Below are 21083 nucleotides of genomic sequence, written 5' to 3' on the forward strand. Positions count from 1 at the left end.
TGCGGCCACGCTACCCCGCGTACGCCCGCTTGATCTCATCGATGTCGATCTTTTTCATGCCCATCATGGCCTTCATCACGCGCTGGGCCTTGACGGGATCGGGGTCGCCCAGCAGCTTGACCATGATGGTGGGCACGATCTGCCATGACACCCCGAACTGGTCCTTGAGCCAGCCGCATTGCTGCGCTTCCGGCGGCCCGCCTTTGGACAGCAGGTTCCAGTAGTGGTCGACCTCGTCCTGGGTTTCGCAATTGACCTGGAACGAGATCGCTTCGGAAAACTGGAACAAGGGGCCGCCATTCAAACCCGTGAACGTCTGGCCATCGAGCTCGAAGGCCACCGTCAGCACGCTGCCAGGCTCCTGGCCGTGGATTTCCTTGCCTTCCTCACCATAACGCAGGATCTGGCCGATCTTCGAATTGGGAAATATTTCCGTATAAAACCGGGCCGCCGCCTCGGCGTTGCCGTTGAACCATAAACATGGGGTAATCTTTTGTACGCTGTGCATGATGTCTCCCTAGTCCGAAACAGGAACGCCTTCCCTGTGCGGGAAGGACCGCCACCAATATAGTCATTATTGCGCCGCCGGGGCGCGCAATTTGCCTGTCCCTTGCGCGACATCGTCGCGCGCCAGCATGCCGGCGCCGGCCAGCAGCCGCAGCCGGGCCGATCGCCATTCCGCCTGGCAACGGATGCGCTCCTGCTGCGCCTCGAGCAGCGCCGACTGCGTATTGAGCATTTCCAGGATATCGGCCGCGCCCAGGCCGAACTTGCGCCGCACGCTGGCCAGGGCGTCCTGCGCCGCATCCAGCCACGCCTGCGACGCGGCCAGGTTCGCCAGCGCCGTGCTCGCTTCCGCATGCGTCTTCACCAGTTCCATCAGGGTCTGCTGCTGCACTTCTTCGGCTTCCGCTTCCCTTTGCGCTGCCTGCGCCTGCGCGCCGCGCACCTTGTAGTGGCGCGCAAAACCGTCGAACAAGGGGATGTTGAGCGAGATCCCCACCAGGGTTTCGCGCGTGGACGCGGCGGACAATCCCTGGTTGGGACGGCCGTTCTGGTAGACATTCGCCGTCAGGTCGATGCTGGGGCGCCCCTCCGAGCGGGCAATGTCCACCCGATCGCGCGCCGCCGCCAGCTGCGCCTGCGCCGCCAGGATGGCCGGATGGCGCTCTCTGGCCCTTTCCAGCCAGGCGTGCAGCTCATCGTGCAAACCCCCGCGCAGGTCCGCCGCCGCACCGTCCGCAGCATCGTCCAGCGTCACGCCCGCATCGGCCGGCAAGCCCAGGGTGTACACCAGCACGGCGCGGGCTTTCCGGAATTCGCCTTCGGCGCGGCTGGCGCCCAGGGCCGCCTTGGCCAGGGCGCTCGCCGCCTGCAGGGTGTCGCTGTGCGCGCCGAGCCCCCTCTCGGCGCGGCGCTGCGTGGCCAGCACCGTTTCATTCGCCAGCGCCTGGTATTCCTGTCGCATGCGCACGCTGGCGCGCGCCGTCTGCGCCTCGAAATACGCGCCGACCGTCGCCGCCAGGGTCTGTTGCAGCACGGCGTCGCGGTTGGCCAAGGCCGCGTCCAGCATGGCTTGCGCCGAACGCTGGCCCGCCGCGCGCCCGCCGAAGTCGAACAGGCGCCAGGACAGGCTCAGCGAAGCCGTATTGCTGGCCAGGCTGCTGGAAGCCGTTTTGGCGCCAGGATAGGCCGTGCGGTCATGCACCCGGCTCAGCCCCCCATTCAGCGCGGGCAGATAGGCGGCCCTGGCCTCGCCCACCCCGGCCGCCTGCAGCCGGATGCCGGCCCAGGCGCCGTGCACCTGCGGATTGCGGCACAGGGCCAGGTCGACGGCCGCTGGCAGGGTCAGGGGAACGCCTGCGTCGTATGTGGACGGACATGGCGCGGCGTCCAGGGGCTGCGCCAGGACGGGCGCCGCGGCCAGGCACAGGCCGGCGGCGAGCAAGGCGGCGCGGTCGCTAGCGTTCATGCAGCGCCTCCTTCTGGTGCCGCACCAGCGGCGAGAGCACGTAGTCGATCACCCTGCGCGTGCCCGTGCGGATTTCCGCGCGCACGGCCATGCCGGCCGACAGCGGCACCGATCTGCCGTCGATGACGATGGCCGGCTGGCGCAAGGTGATCCTGACGGCGTAGACCGGCCCCTTTTTTTCATCCTCGATGGCGTCGCGCGAGACGCTGCTGACGACGGCCGGCACGGTGCCGTACTTTGTGTAGTCGAAGGCGTCGACCTTGACGGCGACGGCCTGCCCTGCCTGCACGAAGCCGACGTCGCGGTTTTCCAGCATGGCGTCGATTTCCAGCTTGCCCTGGCGCGGCACGATCTGCATCAGCGGCTGCGCGGCCGGCACCACGCCGCCCACCGTGTGCAGCTTCAGCTGCTGCACCGTGCCGTCGACGGGGGCCGTCAGGCGCAGCAGGCTGCCGCGGGCGCCCGCGCGGCGCGCATCCTGGCCGCTGGCGGCCGCCACCCTCGCGCCTTCCGTCAGCGCGTCATACGCGTCTTTCCTCGTCTGCGCCACCAGGGCCGCCCGTTCGCTGCGGGCCGACGCCAGCTGGCCGGCCAGGTCGATGCGCGCCTGTTCCTTGTCCAGCCACGCGTGTTCGGCCACGTCGCGCGAGGCCAGCAGCGCCCGGTAGTCGCCCGCCCGCTGCGTGGCCAGCGGCAGCGCCTGGGCATAGCGGGCAATCTCTCCGTCCAGATGCGCCAGCCGGGCGCGAAAACTCGCGTACTGGCCATCCACGTGCGCCTGCGCGGCCGCGCGCTCCAGGGCCGGGATCGCGTCCGGCGCCGCCAGCTTCGGCATCGTCAGGGTGTCGACGGCGGCGATCAGCGCGCGCGCGCGGGCCACCTGCAAGGCGGCGGCCACGGCGTCGCCGGCCGCCTTGTCGCGCTCGGCGTCGGGTCCCCGGCTGTCGAGTTCCACCAGCAGTTGGCCCGCCTGCACGGCCTGCCCCTCGCGCACGTGCAGGGCGCGCACGGCGGCCACGTCGACGGAAGCGATGGTCTTGGTGTTACCGGATGGAATGATCTTGCCGGCCGCATGGACGATGATGTCGACCTGGCCGAAGATAGCCCACAGCACGACGCAGGCGACGAGCAGCATCAGCACGCGGGCAGTGAAGCGCAGCGACGGCGACACGGGCCGCTCCTGCAGGGCCAGCGCGGCCGGCAGGAAGGCCGCCTCGTCTTCGCTGAGCACGGGACCGCCCAGGGTGGCCCGGCTTTGCCAGCTGTGCCGCAGCACCTGGCCATAGCGTTTCAATAACTCGCCATACGCGGCGACACGGTGGCTGGCGTTCATGTTGCGTCCCCTGTTGCGCTCCCGGCGCCGCCCTGCTGCAGGCTGTACAGATGGGCATAGATGCCGCCCGGCCGTTTCAGCAGCGCGTCGTGGCTGCCCAGTTCCGCCACCTGCCCCCGCTCCATGACGACGATGCGGTGTGCTTCGCGCACGGCCGACAGGCGGTGGGCGATGATCAGCACCGTGCGCCCCGCGCAAATGCCGCGCATATTGTCCTGGATGATTTTTTCCGATTCGTAGTCGAGCGCGCTCGTCGCTTCGTCGAAGATCAGGATGCGGGGGTCGCCGATCAGCGCGCGGGCGATGGCGATGCGCTGGCGCTGGCCGCCCGACAAGCCCGTGCCATGCTCGCCCACCATGGTGTCGTAGCCTTCCGGCAGCTCGCAGATAAAGTCATGGGCACCGGCCAGTTTCGCCACGGCGATGACCGCATCGATGGGCAGCGCCGGATCGCTCAGGGCGATATTGTCGCGCACGGAGCGGTTGAACAGGATGTTTTCCTGCAGCACCACGCCGATCTGGCGCCGCAGCGACGCCGTATCGATGACGGCGATATCCTGCCCGTCGATCAGCACCTTGCCCCGCTCGGGGATGTACAGGCGCTGCGCCAGCCGCGTCAGGGTGCTCTTGCCGGAGCCGGAACGCCCGACGATGCCGATCACTTCGCCGGGCGCGATGGCGATCGACACATCGCGCAGCACCTCGGCAGCGTCGGGGCGGTAGCGGAAGCCCACTTGCTGGAAGTCGATGGCGCCGGCGATGCGCGGCAGGCGCGCCTTCTGGCTGCCTGCTTCCGTGCGGGCGTTGAGAATATCGCCGAGCCGGCTCATGGAGATGCCCACTTGCTGGAAATCGTTCCACAGCTGCGCCAGGCGCAGGATGGGCGACGCCACCTGCCCCGCCAGCATGTTGAAGGCCACCAGTTCGCCCACCGTCATCCTGCCGTCCATGACGAGGGTGGCGCCCCACCACATGATGGCCGCCGTCACCAATTTACTCACCAGGGTGACGCCGCCGCTGGCCAGCATGCCGATGTTATTCGCCGACAGGCCCGCCGAGACATAGCCGGCCAGCTGCTTTTCCCACTGCTGCTGCCAGCGCGGCTCGACGGCCATGGCCTTGAGCGTATCGACGCCGCTGATGGTTTCAACGAGAAACGACTGGTTTTCCGCGCTGCGGCTGAATTTGTCGTTCAGGCGACCCCGCAGCACGGGCGTGAGCAGCATCGACAGGGCCGCGTAGACGGGAATGGAAACGAGCACGACTACGCTGAGCGCGGCGCTGTACCACAGCATGGCGGCGATGAAGATGAAGGAAAACAGCACATCGAGCACCAGGGTCATCGCATTGCCGGTGAGAAATGAGCGGATGTTTTCCAGTTCATGGATGCGCGCCACGGAATCGCCCACGCGGCGCGCCTGGAAATACGCGATCGGCAGGGCCAGCAGGTGACGGAACAGGCGCGCGCCCAGTTCCACGTCGATCTTGCTGCTGGTGCGCGCGAATACATAGGTGCGTATCTGGCCCAGCACGGCTTCGAAGACGATGGCGCAGACCAGGCCGATGGCCACCACGTTCAGGGTCTGCATGGCGTGGTTGACCAGCACCTTGTCCATCACCACCTGGAAAAACAGGGGCGTGGCCAGGCCGATCAGCTGCAGCACGAAGGAAATCAGCAATACTTCGCCGAGCAGCCTGCGGTATTTGACGATGGCGGGGATGAACCAGCTGAAGTCGAAACGGGCCGTCTCGCCCGCAAAGCTGGCCTTGCTGGTGAAAAAGATCAATTCGCCCGTCCAGGCGGCGAGGAAAGCGTCGCGGCCCAGGATCTGCGGCGGCTGGCCCGGATGCTGGATCAGCACCTTGCCCACGCCGCCATCGCCCGTGTCGACCTTGCCGAGGATAAAGAAACGGCCGTCGTGAGCGATGGCGATGGCCGGCAGCGGCGCCTGCGCCAGCCGTTCAGGCGCTTGCTGCACCAGCCTGGCCGTCAAGCCCAGCTGTTTTGCGCCCAGCAGGACGGTTTGGCGCGTGAACACGGACTGGCCGAAAGCGTGCTTGAGCTGGGCGCCGTCGGCGGCAATGCCATGCAGGCTGGCCATCAGCAGCAGCGAGAGCAAGCCCGTGTCGGGCGCAGGTTCTGTGGACGAAGTGGCGTGGCGATATGGAAGTACGGTCATCGGATCATGTCGAAAATCAATGGCGCAGCCGGGCCGGCACGTGCAAGGCCGGCCCGGCTGCGCGGGGGTGGAACTACGTACTCAAGCGATCAACGTAAGCGATCATTGCGCTGCCGCCAGCTGGATCTGCGTCGACGGGTTGCCGTGGCCGGACCAGGGCGCCGATGCGGCCGCCGGCACGGCAAAATCGGCCATGGCTTGCACCAGCTGCGCGGGATCGGCTTGCCAAGCACCGGAACCAACCTGGCTGGCAACGCCGGATTGCTGCGCGGCGCGCCAGTTCTGCGCCAGGGCCGGCGCCAGGATGGCGGCCGTACCGGCAGGCAAGGTCAGCTGGCCGGCCGGCGGCGGCGTCAGGCCCGCCATCGCCTGCACGAGGTTTTGCACATTGCTGCCTTGCAAGACGCGGCCGTCGGCCGTGCGGAATTCCTCGATACGCCGCAGCGTGCTCTCGTACCAGCCACTGACGGTGACCTTGTCGCCCGTGCCGATGGTGCTCACTTCCAGGGCCGTGCCCACCTGGCGGAACCACAGCTGCTCGGCACTGACGCCGGCGAGAAAAGCAACGACATCGCGGCTGCCCGCCTCGTCCGCCTCGGAAATCGTGTCGGCGCCGTCGCCGCGGGCAAAGACATAGGTATCGTTGCCCAGCGCGCCGGACAGCGCATCGTCGCCCTTGCCCCCTTGCAGGGTATCGTTGCCCAGGCCGCCGGCGAGGATACTCCTGATGTCGTTGCCAATCAGCACGTCATCGAAGGTGCTGCCGACCACCGCGTTGAAGTTGGCCAGCACGTCGACGCCGGCACGCGCCACCAGCGGCCCGCCGACGGGCGCGAAGGCGGCCGTCACGCCCGCGCTGGCGCCGTTGTAATTGAGCACGTTACCCGCTCCGCCGCCGTCGAGCACGTTGCCGCCCGGGGTGGAGACGAAAAAGCTGTTGCTGGTGTAGGCGCTGCCCGTCACCGTCAGGCCAGTGCCGTTCAGGCGCACGTTTTCCACGTTGTCAGCCACCGTGTAGTTGACCTTGGTGTACACGGTATCGTTGCCGCCGTTGCCCCGCTCGTCGATGAAGTCGCCGCCGTGGTTGACGTAATACGTGTCGTCGCCGCCCAGGCCCTGCAGCAGGTCGGCGCCGGCGCTGCCGTAAAGAATATCGGCATTCGCCGTACCCGTGAAGGTCTGTCCCGTCGGCTGCGTGGGAGCGTTGAGGTGCCATGCCTGGGCCAGCGCGGGCGCCAGGGCGGCGGCCGTGGCGCCCGGCAAGGTCAGCTGGCCCAGCGGCGGCGGCGTCAGGTTCGCCATCGCCTGCACCAGCAATTGCACATCGGCGCCGCGCAGGACGTGGCCGGCGGCCGTGCGGAATTCCTCGATATTCGGCACGGCCGTGTTCCAGGCGCGGATGGTGATCTTGTCCGTCGTGCCGATGGTGCTCACTTCCAGGTCCGCGCCCACTTGGCGGAACCACAACTGGTCGATGTTGACGCCGGGCAGGAAGGCGATGGCATCGTAATTCGCATCGGCGGACGATTCGGCGATGACGTCGGCGCCGTCGCCGCGGGCGAAGACATAGGTATCGTCGCCCAGGCCGCCCGTCAGCACGTCGTTGCCCTTGCCGCCTTGCAAGGTATCGTTGCCGAGGCCGCCGGACAGGCTGTTGTCCAGCTCGTTGCCGGTCAGCACATCGTCATAGGCGCTGCCTGTCACGCTGGAAATATTGACCAGCTTATCGCTGCCAGGCAAGAACGCGGTACTGCCGCCGACGGGAACGATGGTCGCCGTGGCGCCCGCCCTGGAACCGGCATAGGTCGCGGAATTATTGCTGCCGACGCCATACAATACGTTGCCGCCGGCAACGTCGACGTGGAAGACGTTACCGCTGCCGTTACCTATCACACCCAGGCCAGCAGCGGCCAGGTGTACCTCTTCGACGTTGGCGGCCAGGGCGTAGTCGACCGTCGTGTAGACGGTGTCGCGGCCGCCGCCAGCCTGTTCGATGACCACGTCTGCGCCATGGTTGACGTAATAGATGTCGTCGCCGGCCAGGCCTGCCATCACGTCGGCGCCCGCCGTGCCCTTGATGATGTCGGGGTTTGCCGTGCCGGTGAAACTGCCATTGGCGGGCTGGCTTGGTCCCTCGGTGCGCCAGTTCTGCGCCAGCACTGGCGCCAGGACGGTGGCTTCGTAGACATGCAAAGTCAGCTGGCCCAGCGGCGGCGGCGTCAGGCCCGCCATCGCCTGCACCATGTTTTGCACGTCGCTGCCCAGCAGCACCCGGCCGTCGGCCGTGCGGAATTCCTGGATGCGCGGCACCGTACCGGAATACCAGCCATTGACGGTAACCTTGTCACCGGTACCGATGGTGCTCACTTCCAGGTTCGAACCGACCTTGCGGAACCACAGCTGGTCGGCGCTGACGCCGGCCAGGAAGGAAACGACGTTGTGGCTGCCCCCTTCCACCATCTCGGTGATGCCGTCGGCGCCGTCGCCGCGGGCAAAGATATAAGTATCGTCCCCCTGCATACCGAGCAGCAGATCATCGCCCTGGCCACCGCGCAAGGTATCGTTGCCAATACCGCCCAGGAGATTGTTTTTAAGTTCATTGCCGATCAGCACATCATCGAATTTGCTGCCGATGAGGTTGGCGAAGTTGAGCAGCAGGTCGCTGCCCGCTGGCGCCGTCAGAGGGTCATTCGCGCCCAGCAGCGTTGCCGTCACGCCCGTGCGGGAACCGATATACACGACCGAGTTGCCCGTGCCGCCGCCATCGATCCTGTTGCCGCCGGCCGTGTCGACGTAAAAGATATTATTGGTATTGGCGTTGCCCGTGACCGTCAGCCCGGCGGCGGTCAGGTAGACTTTCTCCACGTTCTCGGCCACCGTGTAGTTGACGCTGGTGTACACGCTGTCGTTGCCGCCGTTGGCCAGTTCGACGATCACGTCGCCGACGTCGTTGACGTAATACGTGTCGTCGCCGGCCAGGCCTTCGAGCACGTCGGCGCCCGTGGTGCCGGTGAGCACATCGGCGTCCGCCGTGCCGGTGAAACGCTGCGGGGCGGCCGCGACAGCGTTCAGGTATGCCTCGATGGCGGTCATGCCGTCGGCAGAGGCGGCGGTGGAAGTTTGCGATGCAAATTTTTCAGTCATGTTGCAGTTTCCTGTCATTAAACGTCAAAACCAAGAGTGAATATGTCGGCGCAAGCTGACATGCAAGGCAAAAGTCCGGGCCGCCTGCACTTGTCGTTCAGCGTGCACTCGCAACGGTCCGGCACTTTCGGCGCATCGACGGCGCGCCGTTGAGCGTCGCCTCGCATGCACGCCTTAATGACGCGCAAGCGGGATAGGCACTGTTATTTGTCATGCAAATGTCACACTGCACGGGGGGAGGAAGGAAGGGGAAAGGAGGGAGGAAGCGAGCCTGCGCGCCCGGTGGCGCGGGCCCATGCAACTAGCGTCAGGAAAAATCCGCCGTCATGGCTGGGTTCAAAAAGTGTGATCCTGTAGCTGCCGCACCAGGAAATCGATGAACACGCGCAGGCGCGGCGGCAGGTAGCGGCTGGCCGGCCACAGCAGCCAGAACGCCGTGCGCGCCTGCGTATGCTCGTCCAGCAGCGTAACGAGCTGCCCCGCCGCCAGCTCGTGCTGCACGGCGAATGCGGGCAGGTAGGCGATGCCCTGCCCCTGCACGGCCAGGAAGACGCGCATTTCCACGCTGTTGCAGACCATGCCGGGCACCGGCTGGGCAGCCTCGTCCATCAGCGGCCACTGTTCCAGACGGCCCGTGGCGGGGAAACGGTAATGCAGGCGCTGGTGCCGCAACAGCGCGGCGCCATCGGCGGGCCGGCCATGAAGGGTCACGTAGGCGGGCGACGCCACCAGCAGGCGGCGGAACGTGCACAGTTTGCGCCGCATCAGGCCTGAGTCAAGCAACTCGCCCGTGCGCACGACGGCATCGAAGCCGTCGCTGACGATGTTGACCATGGCGTCGGAGAAATCGAGGTCGAGTTCGATGGCGGGATACGCCTGCATGAACGCGGCGATGGCCGGCTCGAACAGGCCGCTGTAGCGTGGCAGGCTGATGCGCAGCCGGCCGCTCGGTGCGCCGCCCGCTTCACCCAGCTCGCGCTCGGCCGCCGCCACCTCGGCCAGGATGCGCTTGCAGCGCCGCAGGAATTTTTCCCCTTCGTCTGTCAGCGCCAGGTGCCGCGTGCTGCGCTGGAACAGGCGCGCGCCCAGCCGCGCCTCCATGCGCGCCACGCTCTTGCCCACGGCCGACGACGACAGGCCCAGCAGCCGGCCCGTGGCCGAAAAGCTGCCGCTGTCGGCCACCTGCACGAACATGGCGATGCCGCCCAGGCTATCCATACGATTTTCCATTGAAGACATTTTTGTCCGATATGTTCGGCAGTTTAGCCCATTTTTCTTCAATGACGGGCGCGCCATACTCGCCCCTCTTTCTTTCATATCCGACACCGATGCCCTTTTCCTCTCGCCTTTCACTCCCGCTGCAAGTGCTGGCCGCCTGCCTGACGGGCTTGCTCATTCCCCTGTGCTTCACGGGCCCGGCCGTGGCCTTGCCCGCCCTGGGCGCCGAACTGCACGGCAGCGCCGCCGCCCTGAACTGGGTCATCAATGCGTATATCCTCAGCTATGGCAGCGCCATGATGGTGGCCGGCAGCCTGACGGACGTGCTGGGACGGCGCCGCGTCTGGCTGGCGGGACTGGCGCTGTTTTGCGCGGCGACCCTGGCCATCGCCTGGGCGCCCTCGGTGGCTTGGATCGCCGCGCTGCGCTTCGTGCAGGGTCTCGGCGGCGCGGCCGCGTTCGCCGCCGCCATGTCGTCGCTGGCGCCCCTGTTCCACGGCGCGGCGCGCGGCCGGGTGATGAGCGTGCTGGGCACGACCTTCGGCCTGGGCCTGGCCTTCGGTCCGCTGACGGCCGGCGCCATGCTGGCGCTGGCCCGCTGGCCCGCCATTTTTTATGCCACGGCCGCGCTGGGCGCCATCGGCATGCTGCTGGTCTGGGGCAGCGTGCCGGTCGATCCGCCGCGCGGCAAGGGCCGGCTGGACTGGCCGGGCGCCATCAGCTTCAGCGCCGCGCTGGGCTTGCTGACCCTGGGCATGCTGCTGGCGCCCGGACACGGCTGGCGCAGCGGCGCCGTGCTGCTGTCCGTTGCCGCGTCCGTGCTGCTGTTTTTCTCCTTTGGCGCCATCGAGCGCAGGACGGCGCAGCCCCTGCTGGACCTGTCGCTGTTCCGCCAGCGCCGCTTTCTCGCCGTGCAAGTGCTGGCCGCCTCGCCCGCCTTCCTGTTCATCGTGCTCATCGTCATGCTGCCAGGGCGTTTCATCGGCATCGACGGCATGTCCGCGCTGGCGGCGGGCCGTTTGATGGTGGCCCTGGCCGCGCCGCTGCTGCTCGTGCCCGTGCTGGCTGCGCTGTTGTCGCGCTGGATCAAGACCGGCGTCCTGTGCGCGGCGGGGCTGCTGCTGGCTGCGGCGGGCCTGGCCTGGCTGGCGCAGGTGCTGGGCCATGGCGGCACTGCGGCGCTGGCCGGCCCCTTGCTGCTGATCGGCGCGGGGATCGGCTTGCCGTGGGGCTTGATGGATGGCATGGCCTTGAGCGTGGTGGAAACGCAGCGGGCCGGCATGGCGACGGGCATCTTCAATACCGTGCGCATCAGCGCCGACGGGGTGGCGCTGGCCCTGGCGGGCGCGGTGCTGGCGGGCTTGATCGGCACGAACCTGGCGCGGCAGCTGCCCGCCGGCCTGCCCGTGCTGGCCGCCGCCAGCCGCGCCGCGCTTGGTGATATGCAACAGGCAACACAGCTGCTGGGCGGCCAGGAAGCGCTGCTGCGCGCCAGCTATGACGCCGCATTCCGCCAGCTGCTGAACGGCCTGGCCGTGCTGGCCATGGCGCTGGCGGCGCTGGTGCCGTATTTACTGAGAAAGGATGGGATTCACGCATCCAAGCCGTAAAACACGGCCACCAGGATGGCGATGTTGTTGCAGGCGCGGGAAAAGGTGGTTGTCGCGTAGGCCACGGCCACGGTGGGCGCGCGGTAGCGCAGGTAGACAAAGCTGAACATGGCGCCCGAACCGAGCGCGACGATGGCGTGCAGCAAGCCGCCGCTGATGTAATGCACGATGGCCCACAGGATGGCGCCGATAAAAATGCTCAGCTGGCGGCTGGCGCCCAGGCGCTTGAGGATTTCCAGCGGCAGCAGCTGGCCGAGAAACGTTTCCAGGATGGGAGAATAGATGACGACCCAGAATACCAGCAGCGGCAGCGACATTTCGCGCTTGAACTTGGACAAGCCCGTGTGCGCGCCCCAGTATTCGGGCGGCAGCAGCCATTTGGTGAGGAACAGGATGGCAAAGCACAGCATGCAGGTGAGTAAGCCCCAGCCGAGACCGGCAAGGGCCAGCTGCAGCACGGGCGGCGCCGGTTTGTCGTCGTCCGGGCTGGAGAGATCATGGCTGCTGCGCACTTGCATGAGTCGTCCTGGCGTTGATCCAGCGCTCATTGTAGCGCGGAATACGACTATTGGCGCGTTGGCGCGCCGCGCTGCCGTGCTATCGGAGTCAGGCCGTCAGGCGCAAAGGGCCGTTCGCCGATGAAGCCAGTTTGAAGATGCCCACTTCCTGTTCCAGCTGCGCCGCCTGCTGCTGCAATTCGTGCGCGGCGGCGGCCGCCTGCTCGACCAGGGCCGCGTTTTGCTGGGTCACCCTGTCCATGTCGACGATGGCGCGGTTGACTTGCTCGATGCCGGCGCCCTGCTCCTGCGTGGCATGGCTGATCTCGGCCATGATGCCCGTCACCCTGCCGATGCCAGCCACCACCTCATGCATGGTGGCGCCCGCCTGCTCGACGAGCACCGTGCCCGTGCCCACCTTGCTGACGGAATCGTCGATCAACGCCTTGATTTCGCGCGCAGCGGCGCTCGAGCGCTGCGCCAGGTTGCGCACTTCCGTCGCCACCACGGCAAAGCCGCGCCCCTGCTCGCCCGCGCGCGCCGCTTCCACGGCCGCGTTCAGGGCCAGGATGTTCGTCTGAAACGCGATGCTGTCGATCACGCCGATGATGTCGACGATCTTGTTCGACGAGGCATTGATGAGACCCATGGTGTGCACCACTTCGGCCACCGCCTTGCCGCCCTGCTCCGACACCTTCGACGCTTCGCGCGCCAGGTGGTTTGCCTGCTGGGCATTGTCCGCATTCTGGCGCACGGCGGAAATCAGTTCTTCCATCGACGAGGCCACTTCTTCCAGAGAGCCGGCCTGCTGCTCCGTGCGCTGCGACAGGTCGCGGTTGCCGGTAGCGATCTCGGTCGAGGCCGTGGCGATGCTTTCAGTCCCGTGGCGCACCTTGCCGACGATGGCGGCCAGGTTGTCGCGCATGGTCTTGATGGCGAACAGCAAGCTGCTGTCGTCGCCGTGGCGCGTATGCACGTCGATCGCCAGTTCGCCGAGCGCGATGCGTCCGGCGATCGTGGCGGCATACGCCGGTTCGCCGCCCAGCTGGCGCAGCAACCCCCGCGTGATGACGGTGGCGACCGCAATACAAATGAGCACGCTGAGCGCGGCCAGCACGCCGATCCAGCGCAACGACTGGCCGTAGATGGCGCGCGCGGCCACGCTGGCCTGTTCCGATTCGCGCTGCACGTTTTTCAGCACGGCATCGATGTCGGACACGATCTGGCGCCGCAGCGGGCTGCATTCCTCGACGAGGAAGGTGCCGTACTGCTCCATCTGTCCTGTGGCGCGGAACTGGCGCGGACGCAGCAATTCCTGCGCCATGGTTTTCAGGCCCGTGCTGACTTTCTCGAATTGCGCATCGCCGGCGAACTGCGGCGCCAGCTTCGCCAGCGCTTCCAGGTACAGCGCCTTCTGGCTGTCGAGGAAGGCCAGCTCTTTTTCGGCGGCGGCCTGGTCATGGAAAATATACGCGTTGCGGGCAGCCAGGCCCGTCTGGTCGAGCGCTTCGCGCGCCACGTACAGCGGTTCGAGTTTTTCCAGCTGCACTTTTTCTTGCGCGTCCATGGCGCCGGAGATGGCGCCTATGCGCAGCAGCGCGAAGGCGGCCAGCACCAGCATGAGCAAGACCAGCAGCCCGAAGCCTGCGCTCAGGCGCGCGCCTATCGTCAAACGATTGAATGACATCATTGTTGTTATTGCCCTGTATAAAGTTGATTGTTGCCGGCTCCGCTAGAGCCAGCGATCTGCTCGCCGTCGTGTTGCCTTTCCCGCATGGAGCAGGATGGGTCTCTAACTGGCGTTTTTTGGGCAGTCAGCTTCTAATTTCGGGCAATGTCGTTGCGCGGGGAGCACCTCGCGCCATACAACAGCACACTCAATTATATGCGAACAGCGTTACGGATGATTCCACGCGCTCGCTTTTAGTGCCTTGATGCAAGTCAAGGGCCGCCGTGTCAGCCCGCGCGCGGAGCGTCGATGACGGCCATGGTGATGCGCGAGATGCAGCACAGTTTGCCGCCATCATCGACGATGCGGATTTCCCAGACCTGGCTGGTGCGCCCCCGGTGGATGGGTGTGGCGCGCCCCGTCACGTGGCCGCCGCGCACGCCGCGCACATGGTTGGCGTTGATTTCCTGGCCCACGCTCACGTGGCGGCTGCTGTCCAGGCAGGCATTCGCGGCCATGCTGCCCAGGGTTTCGGCCAGCAGGACGGACGCGCCGCCATGCAGCAGTTGAAAAGGCTGCATGGTGCGGTGGTCGACGGGCATGGTCGCCTCGATCCAGTCGGGGCCGAAGGCAGTGAATGCGATGCCCAGGTGGCGCATGGCCGTGCCCTCGCTGGCGGCGTTGAGGGCGGCCAGGTCGAGCGGTGCGTGCCAGATTTCCATCATTACCTCGTATCAGTGTGAAGAACAGCCATTGTAGGACAGCCGGCCCGCGCGCGCCGCTTCATCTTTCCTTCACCGTGGCACGGAGTGGCGAGGGCATTAACTGGTTATAATTGCCCCATTCTTAAAAAACGAGGTTGTGTATGAAGTGGGCCTTGCTGGGCATTTTTGTGTTTTCTGTTTTACATATTCATTTTCGTGGCAAGGTGCGCCTGCCGTTTCGCCGCCAGATATTCGATCACTCCTCGTTCATGGCGCCGCTGAACCTGTTCATGCACACCTTTTCCAAGGTGCCGGCCACGCCATATTTAGCCGTCGAGCAATTCCCGGAACTGGCGCCGCTGCAGCAGAACTGGCAGATCATCCGCGATGAAGCGCTGCGCATGCAGGAAATGAAAAAGATCAAGGCGGCCGAACAGAACAATGACGTGGGTTTCAATTCCTTCTTCAAGTATGGCTGGAAGCGTTTCTACCTGAAATGGTATGACGCGAACCACCCTTCGGCGCAGCAGATGTGCCCGCAAACCTATGCGCTGCTGCAATCGATTCCCTCGATCAAGGCGGCCATGTTCGCGGAACTGCCGCAAGGCGGCAAGCTCAACCCGCACCGCGACCCGTTCGCCGGCTCCCTGCGCTACCACCTGGGCTTGCAGACGCCGAACGACGACCGCTGCTTCATCGACGTCGATGGCGAACGCCACAGCTGGCGCGATGGCCAGGCCGTGATGTTCGATGAAACGTATATCCACTGGGCCCGCAACGACGCCGACAGCGACCGCATCATCCTGTTCTGCGACATCGAGCGCCCGATGCGCTACCGCTGGGCGCAAGGCTTGAACCGCTGGCTGGGCCGCACCCTGATGACGGCCGCCGCCTCGCCCAACGAACTGGGCGACCAGGTGGGCGGCGTGAGTAAATTATTCCAGATTTCCTGGACCATGGGCCAGTACCGCCGCCGCTTCAAGGCGTGGAACAAGACGGCCTACCAGGTCACCCGCGTGGCGCTGGTGGTCGGCATCATTGCGCTGATCTATTTTATTTAAGCGCCTTGCTTGCACTGCATTGGAAAACCGCCTTCGGGCGGTTTTTTTTATAATGCGAGACCACCGACCAGGAGAATCCGAAGAAATGACCGAACGCGACCGCCAGTACGATATCCAGATCGGCGAAGATACCTGGATCGAATTCATCGACATCGGGGGACGCTACGACCAGGCCATCGACATCGATGCCCTGCTGGGGGAGCTGTGGCAGCTGATCTGCCGCCTGGAAACCCATTGCGTGGCCGGCTGTTGCGGCATGGACGCCTATGACTTCACGCGCGAAGCCGTCGAGACGGCGCTGCTGGAACGCGATCGCGCGCACATGCATGCCGCCTGCGCAGCGGCCAAGGCTGCCGTGGCGGCAGCCGCCAGCGATGTATTGACGAGCGCCACGATGAATCACGTGGCGGACAAGCGCGTGTTCCTGCAATTGCTCGAGCATCTCGACCATTGCATCAGCGCGCAGGATTCCACGGGGGCTTGACCTTGCCAAGGCGGGAAGGTCCACAGTGACGGCATTGAAGGATAACCGAGGAGAATCCCGCATGCCAAAAATTACCGTCCTGCCCCATCCCGAGCTGGCCCCCGACGGCGCCGTGTTCGACGCGCCCGAGCAAATGAGCATTTGCGACGCCTTGTTGCTCAACAAAATAGACATCGAACATGCCTGCGGCCAGGTGGGCGCCTGTTCCACCTGCCACGTGGTCGTGGTGCAGGGTTTCGACTCGCTCAACGAGTTGGGCGACAACGAGGAAGACATGCTCGACCAGGCCTGGGGCTTGCAGCCCCACTCGCGCCTGTCGTGCCAGGCGCGCCTCGCCCAGGAAGACCTGACGGTGGAGCTGCCCAGGTACACGCTCAACCACGCCAAGGAATAGGCCCCGGCGCGGTTGCCCTACTTCCTTACCACATGATGACGCGCTGCTCGGGCGGCAGATACATCGGGTCGCCCGGCTTGATGCCGAACGCTTCGTAGAAGCCGGGCTGGTTTTTGACCGTGCCCTTGGCGCGGAATTCGCCCGGCGAATGCGGGTCGCTCTTGATCTGCGCGATCGCCGCTTCGGGACGCAGTTTCGCGCGCCACTTCTGCGCAAAGCCGATGTACAGGCGCTGCTCGCCCGTCAAACCGTCGATGACGGGCGACGGCTTGCCGCCCAGCGAACGCTGGTAAGCCTTGTAGGTGATCGACAGGCCGGAATTGTCGCCGATGTTCTCGCCCAGGGTCAGCTCGCCATTGATATGGTAGCCCGGCACGGGGCTGTAGGCGCCGTACTGCTTGACGAGGCCGGCGGCCAGCGCCTTGAAGGCGGCGCGGTCCTGCGCCGTCCACCAGTTGCGCAGGCGGCCCTTGGCATCGTACTGGCTGCCCGAATCGTCGAAGGCATGGCTGATTTCATGGCCGAAGGTGATGCCCAGCAAACCGTAGTTGACGGCGTCTTCCGCTTTCACGTTGAAGAACGGCGGCTGCAGGATGGCGGCAGGAATCGTGATCGCGTTCAGCGCCGGGCTGTAGCTGGCGTTGACGGTTTGCGGCGTCATCGACCATTCGTCGCGGTCGACGGGTTTGCCGAGCTTGGCCAGGTTTTGCTGGCGGCTCCACGCGCGCGAGGCGCGCACATTGGCGATCAGGTCATTCGGCTGCGTCTGCATGCTGCTGTAGTCGCGCCAGGTAGCGGGATACGCGATCTTCGGCTTCAGGGCCGCCAGCTTGAGCTGGGCTTCCTTCTTGGTTTCCGGGCCCATCCAGTCGAGCTGCTCGATGCCGTCCTTGAACGAGGCGACGAAATTGTCGAACATGGCCATCACGCGGGGCCGGGTTTCCGGCGGCAGATACATGTCCACATAGCGCTTGCCGACGGCGTCGCTGATGGCGTTATCCGTGAAGCGCAGCGCCAGCTGCCACTGCGGTTCGCTTTGCGGCACGCCGCGCAGGACCGTGCCGTCAAAGGCGAAGCGCTCCTTGACGGTGGCGCTGTCCAGATAGGAAGCATAGCTTTCGATGATGCGCCAGTTCAGATAGCTCTTCCACGATGCCAGCGGCACGGCGGCCACGGTCTCGGAAAAGCCTGTCATGAAGCTGGGCTGGCGCACCACGGCCGAGGAAGCCTTCGGCGCCAGCCCGGCGGCCGTAAAGTAGGCGTTCCAGTCGAACGCCGGCGCCAGCGCGCCGAACTTGTCGAAGTCGACCAGGTTGTACGATTTGACGGGGTCGCGCATCTGCACGCGCGTCCACTGCACGGCCGCCAGGCGCGTTTCGATGTCGAGGATCTGCGCCGCGTGTTCGCCAGCGGCCTTGTCGCCGCTCATCGCCAGCATGGTCTCGATATGCTTGAGGTATTTGGCGCGCACGGCTTGCAGCTTGGCGTCGTCTTCCTTCAGGTAGTAATCGCGGTCGGGCAAGCCCAGGCCGGACTGGCTGATGTTGACCGTGTAGCGCTCGGGATCTTGCGCATCGGGCGCCACATAGGCGGAAAACGGCGTCGCGATGCCATTGCCTTGCAGGTAGGCAAACAAGGCAGGCAAGTCTTTCTTGTCCTTGACGGCGGCGACGCGGGCCAGCTCGGCCTTCAAGGGCTTGAAACCGGCCGCATTGCGCGCCTTCTCATTCATGAAGCTCGTGTACAGGTCGGCAATCTTGTGCGCCTCGCTGCCGGGCTTGCCGGGATTCTTGACGGTGGCGTCGATCAGGCCGCGCAGCTGGCCTTGCGCGATTTCGCGCAATTCGATATAGGTGCCCCAGACGGATTTGTCGGCCGGGATGTCCGTATTGCGGGTCCACACGCCGTTGACGTAGCCGTAGAAATCATCCTTGGGGCTGACGGCGGGGTCCAGGGTTTTCAGGTCGATGCCGGAAACGGGCGCAGCTTGCTGGGCATGCAGCGAGGGCGAGGATAAGGCGAACAAGGCGCAGCAGGCGGCGCTGATGAGTGAACGTTTCACGAAGATTCCTTTAATTGTTTTGACTTCATGTCGGGGAACATGCTGTGTCCAGGCATGGGAGGCAGGATTATAGTCCGCCTGCTTGCGGGGAAACAATGTCGGTTGAACAAGTCCAGTGATCCGATGGACGCTGAAGCCTCCCGCCGATGATCTGCGAATGTTACCATTTAGCAATAGCCACACCCGCAGCGCGCCATAGCGCTTTGCCTGGCTCTTTGACTGGAGAAGTGTGATGCAGGAATTTAAGTTCAATGTTTTCGGCACGCTGATTGCCGTCCGCGGGAATCAGGGCGCGTGGCGCGCATTCTATTACGGCACGGAAGGCAAACGGCGGCCCGCCGATTTCATTATCCCGGACGATATTCAAGCAGATGCGCTGTGCGAATACCTGGCTGACCTGTTCCATGAAGAGGCGACGCCGCGCAATAACACGGCCACGCCTGTCACTGTGCCCGCGTTCCGGGCCTAGCCTACTTCACCGGCTCGAACGTCACCGTCAAGCCATTGCCCGTGGTCCGGATCTGCGTCGGCACGAATTGCACGCCCGCATAGCGCAATTCGTCGGGCTTGAACGTGTAGATCGGCGTTTCATGCATGAGCTGGTCGGCCACCAGGCTGGCCACCTTGGCGAACTGGCGCTGCTGCGCCTCGTCCATGCCGTCGATGACCACCTTGTCCACGTTCGCTTCGCTCAGGTAGACGGCGTTGCGCTGGGCATCGAGCACGAGGCGGCCCGACATGGCCAGGCTGCCGCGCCAACTCTGGCGTATGAAGGGCGGCAAGACGCTGGCATCCACGCTGAGGGCGACCCGTTCGCGCTCGGGCTGCAAGGACAGTTGCGGATGCGTCAGCTTGACGTCCAGCACGGACAGCACCCGTTTATCGATGGGAAAGCGGCGCTCCAGGCCTTGCTGCATCTTGCTCAGCGACACATTCACGTCGCGCGGGCCGATCAGGGTGGAACACGAGGCCAGCACCGTGCAGGCCAAGGCGGCGATGGTGGCGGTTTTCAGCAAGGAACGGATGGCGGTCACGGTCATGGATAGTCTCGGTGGAAAGATGGCGCCATCTTACACATGCGCCCGCTTCAACACAAACGGCGCCCGGCTTGCGGCGGGCGCCGTTTTTACATCAACGTCTTCTTATCGCACGAACAGGGCGATCAGTATGACGATGGGCAATGGGATGCCCAGCAGCAGCAAAAGGATGGAACGCATGGCAGACTCCTTGATTTATATAATAGGCTGGGGTTCAGATGGTGACGTGGCGCAGCACGCGCTCATGGTCGCGCTGGCGGCCGCCAAACGTTGCCGCCAGACTGGCAACGAAAGCGCCCAGCAGCAAGGCGACGAACATCCACAGTGCCGTGTGGGCGCCGGCCTTGCGGGCCGTTTCCGCAGCTTGCTGAGCAGCAGCCTTCGCATCGGCGGCAGCTTTCACGGCGCGGGCGTAGACGGCGTCGACGCGCGCTTCCGCTTCAGCCTGCGTCAAGCCCGTGCGGCTGGCCACGACCTGGCCCAGGTAGGCGCGGTCATCGGCGGCCAGGCTGCCCGTGGACAGGCTGGTGGCGAAGATCTTGCCGATTTCCATGCGCTGGTCGGTGACGGTCGCGCCAGGATTCGCCATTGCTGGCGTGCCGGTGGCAGCTGGCGCTGGCGCGGCACGCAGCAGCATGTCGGAGAAATAATCGAGCGGATTGGCGCCGCTGCCCTCGCCTTGCTTGGCGCTGGCCGCCCCTGCGGCACCTGCGCCCGCTGCCGCTGCGCCCGCCCCTACGGCCGGGCCAACGGCCGCCGCCACGCCGCTGCCCGCATCGATGGCGCCGCTCAGGACGGCGCGCGTGCCGCCGGCCAGCACGGCCACGGTGATCAGGGTGGCCACGGCCCAGGCCAGCAAGCCGTGCGCCGTATCGCGGAAATGCACTTCATCCGTATGAATGGCACTCCACTTCACGCGCAGACGGCCCGCCATGTAGCCGCCGATGCCGGAGGCGGCCAGCTGCATGAAGGCCAGCCAGGCGATGGTCGACACGCCGATGGCCGTGGCGTTGAACGACCACGGCGATACGGACGACAGGCCCAGGCCCACGCCGAGGATCAGCAGGATGAAGGACAAGGCGGCCGCCGCTGCGGCGCCCGCCAGCACGGCGCCCCAGGACACGCCCGGATTGTTCAGGTCCGATACGGACAATTGTGTAGCTTGCATGGAATACTCCCTCGTTTGTTGATTTTTTATGCCGTTCAGGCGACGACGCCCATCAGCTGTTCCTTGCGCGCGGCCATTTCCTTGCCCAGCGCGTCGAGGTCGACGGCCGTATCGCGGACCTTGGGAAACATGTCGCCCTCTTCCTCCTGGACGTGGTGCTCGATCTGTTCGGACAGGACCTTGACCTTGGCGTCGTACAGGTCGTCGGCGGGATCCATCGCGGTAATTTGCGCGATGAGTTCCTTGGCGCTGGCGTGCTCGACGAGGGCTTCATCCATCAGGTCGCCATCGTGGATGGGACGACGCACGGCCGGGTAGAAGATTTCTTCTTCCAGCTGCGTGTGCACGGTCAATTCCTGGCAGATCTGGTCGGCCAACTTTTTCTTGGTGGCAAATGAGCGGTCGCTCAAGCCTTCATATTGGGAAAACAAGGCTTTCACGGCCTTGTGGTCTTGCATTAATAAACTGATCGCGTTCATGGCGGCTCCTCGTTGTTGATGAGACTAGGATGCGCCACGGTGGCGCCTGCGTATGTGCGACGCCTTACACA

The 21083-nt window shown here is 65.3% G+C and carries 18 protein-coding genes; 5 read left to right on the forward strand and 13 right to left on the reverse strand.

The features are described from left to right. Positions 1-10 precede the first annotated feature (10 nt). The 6 genes from ACQ4W4_RS10680 to ACQ4W4_RS10705 all read right to left on the reverse strand — a co-directional run bounded on the left by ACQ4W4_RS10680 (position 11) and on the right by ACQ4W4_RS10705 (position 9847). Entirely contained in the window at positions 11-508 is a 498-nt protein-coding gene (locus ACQ4W4_RS10680) for a VOC family protein (RefSeq protein ID WP_436541974.1), read from the reverse strand. 66 nt (positions 509-574) lie between these two features. Further along, positions 575-1972 (reverse strand): TolC family protein, encoded by a 1398-nt coding sequence (locus ACQ4W4_RS10685; RefSeq protein WP_436541975.1) that lies wholly within the window; start codon positions 1970-1972, stop codon positions 575-577. Next, complete coding sequence (locus ACQ4W4_RS10690) at positions 1962-3305, reverse strand: HlyD family type I secretion periplasmic adaptor subunit (RefSeq protein ID WP_436541976.1); 1344 nt, start codon at positions 3303-3305, stop codon at positions 1962-1964. The genes ACQ4W4_RS10685 and ACQ4W4_RS10690 overlap by 11 nt, the downstream gene beginning before the upstream one ends. Beyond that, positions 3302-5485, reverse strand: coding sequence for a type I secretion system permease/ATPase (locus tag ACQ4W4_RS10695; RefSeq protein WP_436541977.1), 2184 nt, complete (start codon positions 5483-5485; stop codon positions 3302-3304). The genes ACQ4W4_RS10690 and ACQ4W4_RS10695 overlap by 4 nt, the downstream gene beginning before the upstream one ends. A gap of 102 nt (positions 5486-5587) precedes the next feature. Beyond that, entirely contained in the window at positions 5588-8629 is a 3042-nt protein-coding gene (locus tag ACQ4W4_RS10700; protein ID WP_436541978.1) for a calcium-binding protein, read from the reverse strand. 336 nt (positions 8630-8965) lie between these two features. Next, positions 8966-9847, reverse strand: coding sequence for a LysR family transcriptional regulator (locus ACQ4W4_RS10705; RefSeq protein ID WP_436541979.1), 882 nt, complete (start codon positions 9845-9847; stop codon positions 8966-8968). Positions 9848-9957: 110 nt separating this feature from the next. On the opposite strand from ACQ4W4_RS10705, the gene ACQ4W4_RS10710 reads away from it, so the two are divergent. Next, positions 9958-11457, forward strand: a complete 1500-nt coding sequence (locus ACQ4W4_RS10710; protein WP_436541980.1) for an MFS transporter — start codon at positions 9958-9960, stop codon at positions 11455-11457. On the opposite strand, the gene ACQ4W4_RS10715 is transcribed toward ACQ4W4_RS10710, so the two are convergent. The 3 genes from ACQ4W4_RS10715 to ACQ4W4_RS10725 form a co-directional block, all read right to left on the reverse strand. Next, complete coding sequence (locus ACQ4W4_RS10715) at positions 11439-11975, reverse strand: hypothetical protein (RefSeq protein WP_436541981.1); 537 nt, start codon at positions 11973-11975, stop codon at positions 11439-11441. The two genes, ACQ4W4_RS10710 and ACQ4W4_RS10715, sit on opposite strands and share 19 nt — an antisense overlap. Before the next feature lie 88 nt (positions 11976-12063). Continuing rightward, complete coding sequence (locus ACQ4W4_RS10720) at positions 12064-13644, reverse strand: methyl-accepting chemotaxis protein (RefSeq protein WP_436541982.1); 1581 nt, start codon at positions 13642-13644, stop codon at positions 12064-12066. Between the two features lie 266 nt (positions 13645-13910). Then, positions 13911-14345, reverse strand: a complete 435-nt coding sequence (locus ACQ4W4_RS10725) for a hotdog fold thioesterase (protein ID WP_436541983.1) — start codon at positions 14343-14345, stop codon at positions 13911-13913. 143 nt (positions 14346-14488) lie between these two features. On the opposite strand from ACQ4W4_RS10725, the gene lpxO reads away from it, so the two are divergent. From lpxO to fdx, 3 genes are all read left to right on the forward strand, one after another. Next, positions 14489-15388, forward strand: a complete 900-nt coding sequence (gene lpxO / locus ACQ4W4_RS10730) for a lipid A hydroxylase LpxO (protein WP_436541984.1) — start codon at positions 14489-14491, stop codon at positions 15386-15388. 85 nt (positions 15389-15473) lie between these two features. Beyond that, the gene (locus ACQ4W4_RS10735) at positions 15474-15872 is read left to right on the forward strand and encodes a DUF6331 family protein (protein ID WP_436541985.1); all 399 of its coding nucleotides are present in this window, start codon (positions 15474-15476) and stop codon (positions 15870-15872) included. Positions 15873-15933: 61 nt separating this feature from the next. Further along, positions 15934-16266, forward strand: coding sequence for an ISC system 2Fe-2S type ferredoxin (gene fdx / locus ACQ4W4_RS10740; RefSeq protein ID WP_436541986.1), 333 nt, complete (start codon positions 15934-15936; stop codon positions 16264-16266). 25 nt (positions 16267-16291) lie between these two features. Here fdx and ACQ4W4_RS10745 read toward each other — a convergent pair whose 3' ends face one another. After that, positions 16292-18328, reverse strand: coding sequence for a M13 family metallopeptidase (locus ACQ4W4_RS10745; RefSeq protein ID WP_436541987.1), 2037 nt, complete (start codon positions 18326-18328; stop codon positions 16292-16294). A 232-nt stretch (positions 18329-18560) separates the two neighbouring features. On the opposite strand from ACQ4W4_RS10745, the gene ACQ4W4_RS10750 reads away from it, so the two are divergent. After that, a complete protein-coding gene (locus ACQ4W4_RS10750) occupies positions 18561-18797 on the forward strand; it encodes a DUF7661 family protein (protein ID WP_436541988.1) in 237 nt (78 codons plus the stop codon). Between the two features lies 1 nt (position 18798). Here ACQ4W4_RS10750 and ACQ4W4_RS10755 read toward each other — a convergent pair whose 3' ends face one another. From ACQ4W4_RS10755 to ACQ4W4_RS10765, 3 genes are all read right to left on the reverse strand, one after another. Further along, complete coding sequence (locus ACQ4W4_RS10755; protein WP_436541989.1) at positions 18799-19368, reverse strand: DUF1439 domain-containing protein; 570 nt, start codon at positions 19366-19368, stop codon at positions 18799-18801. A 211-nt stretch (positions 19369-19579) separates the two neighbouring features. Next, positions 19580-20533: a hypothetical protein gene (locus ACQ4W4_RS10760; RefSeq protein ID WP_436541990.1), complete on the reverse strand. Its 954-nt coding sequence runs from the start codon at positions 20531-20533 to the stop codon at positions 19580-19582. 35 nt (positions 20534-20568) lie between these two features. After that, entirely contained in the window at positions 20569-21012 is a 444-nt protein-coding gene (locus tag ACQ4W4_RS10765) for a hemerythrin domain-containing protein (RefSeq protein WP_436541991.1), read from the reverse strand. Between the last annotated feature and the right edge of the window lie 71 nt (positions 21013-21083).

This window comes from Janthinobacterium glycogeni (assembly GCF_051380725.1).
Taxonomy (GTDB): Bacteria; Pseudomonadota; Gammaproteobacteria; order Burkholderiales; family Burkholderiaceae_D; genus Janthinobacterium.

Bases quoted from the DNA above. Each gene is read 5' to 3' on its own strand.
- ACQ4W4_RS10680 (WP_436541974.1), bottom strand. From the start codon at position 508: ATGCACAGCGTACAAAAGATTACCCCATGTTTATGGTTCAACGGCAAC.
- ACQ4W4_RS10685 (WP_436541975.1), bottom strand. From the start codon at position 1,972: ATGAACGCTAGCGACCGCGCCGCCTTGCTCGCCGCCGGCCTGTGCCTG.
- ACQ4W4_RS10690 (WP_436541976.1), bottom strand. From the start codon at position 3,305: ATGAACGCCAGCCACCGTGTCGCCGCGTATGGCGAGTTATTGAAACGC.
- ACQ4W4_RS10695 (WP_436541977.1), bottom strand. From the start codon at position 5,485: ATGACCGTACTTCCATATCGCCACGCCACTTCGTCCACAGAACCTGCG.
- ACQ4W4_RS10700 (WP_436541978.1), bottom strand. From the start codon at position 8,629: ATGACTGAAAAATTTGCATCGCAAACTTCCACCGCCGCCTCTGCCGAC.
- ACQ4W4_RS10705 (WP_436541979.1), bottom strand. From the start codon at position 9,847: ATGGATAGCCTGGGCGGCATCGCCATGTTCGTGCAGGTGGCCGACAGC.
- ACQ4W4_RS10710 (WP_436541980.1), top strand. From the start codon at position 9,958: ATGCCCTTTTCCTCTCGCCTTTCACTCCCGCTGCAAGTGCTGGCCGCC.
- ACQ4W4_RS10715 (WP_436541981.1), bottom strand. From the start codon at position 11,975: ATGCAAGTGCGCAGCAGCCATGATCTCTCCAGCCCGGACGACGACAAA.
- ACQ4W4_RS10720 (WP_436541982.1), bottom strand. From the start codon at position 13,644: ATGATGTCATTCAATCGTTTGACGATAGGCGCGCGCCTGAGCGCAGGC.
- ACQ4W4_RS10725 (WP_436541983.1), bottom strand. From the start codon at position 14,345: ATGGAAATCTGGCACGCACCGCTCGACCTGGCCGCCCTCAACGCCGCC.
- lpxO (WP_436541984.1), top strand. From the start codon at position 14,489: ATGAAGTGGGCCTTGCTGGGCATTTTTGTGTTTTCTGTTTTACATATT.
- ACQ4W4_RS10735 (WP_436541985.1), top strand. From the start codon at position 15,474: ATGACCGAACGCGACCGCCAGTACGATATCCAGATCGGCGAAGATACC.
- fdx (WP_436541986.1), top strand. From the start codon at position 15,934: ATGCCAAAAATTACCGTCCTGCCCCATCCCGAGCTGGCCCCCGACGGC.
- ACQ4W4_RS10750 (WP_436541988.1), top strand. From the start codon at position 18,561: ATGCAGGAATTTAAGTTCAATGTTTTCGGCACGCTGATTGCCGTCCGC.
- ACQ4W4_RS10755 (WP_436541989.1), bottom strand. From the start codon at position 19,368: ATGACCGTGACCGCCATCCGTTCCTTGCTGAAAACCGCCACCATCGCC.
- ACQ4W4_RS10760 (WP_436541990.1), bottom strand. From the start codon at position 20,533: ATGCAAGCTACACAATTGTCCGTATCGGACCTGAACAATCCGGGCGTG.
- ACQ4W4_RS10765 (WP_436541991.1), bottom strand. From the start codon at position 21,012: ATGAACGCGATCAGTTTATTAATGCAAGACCACAAGGCCGTGAAAGCC.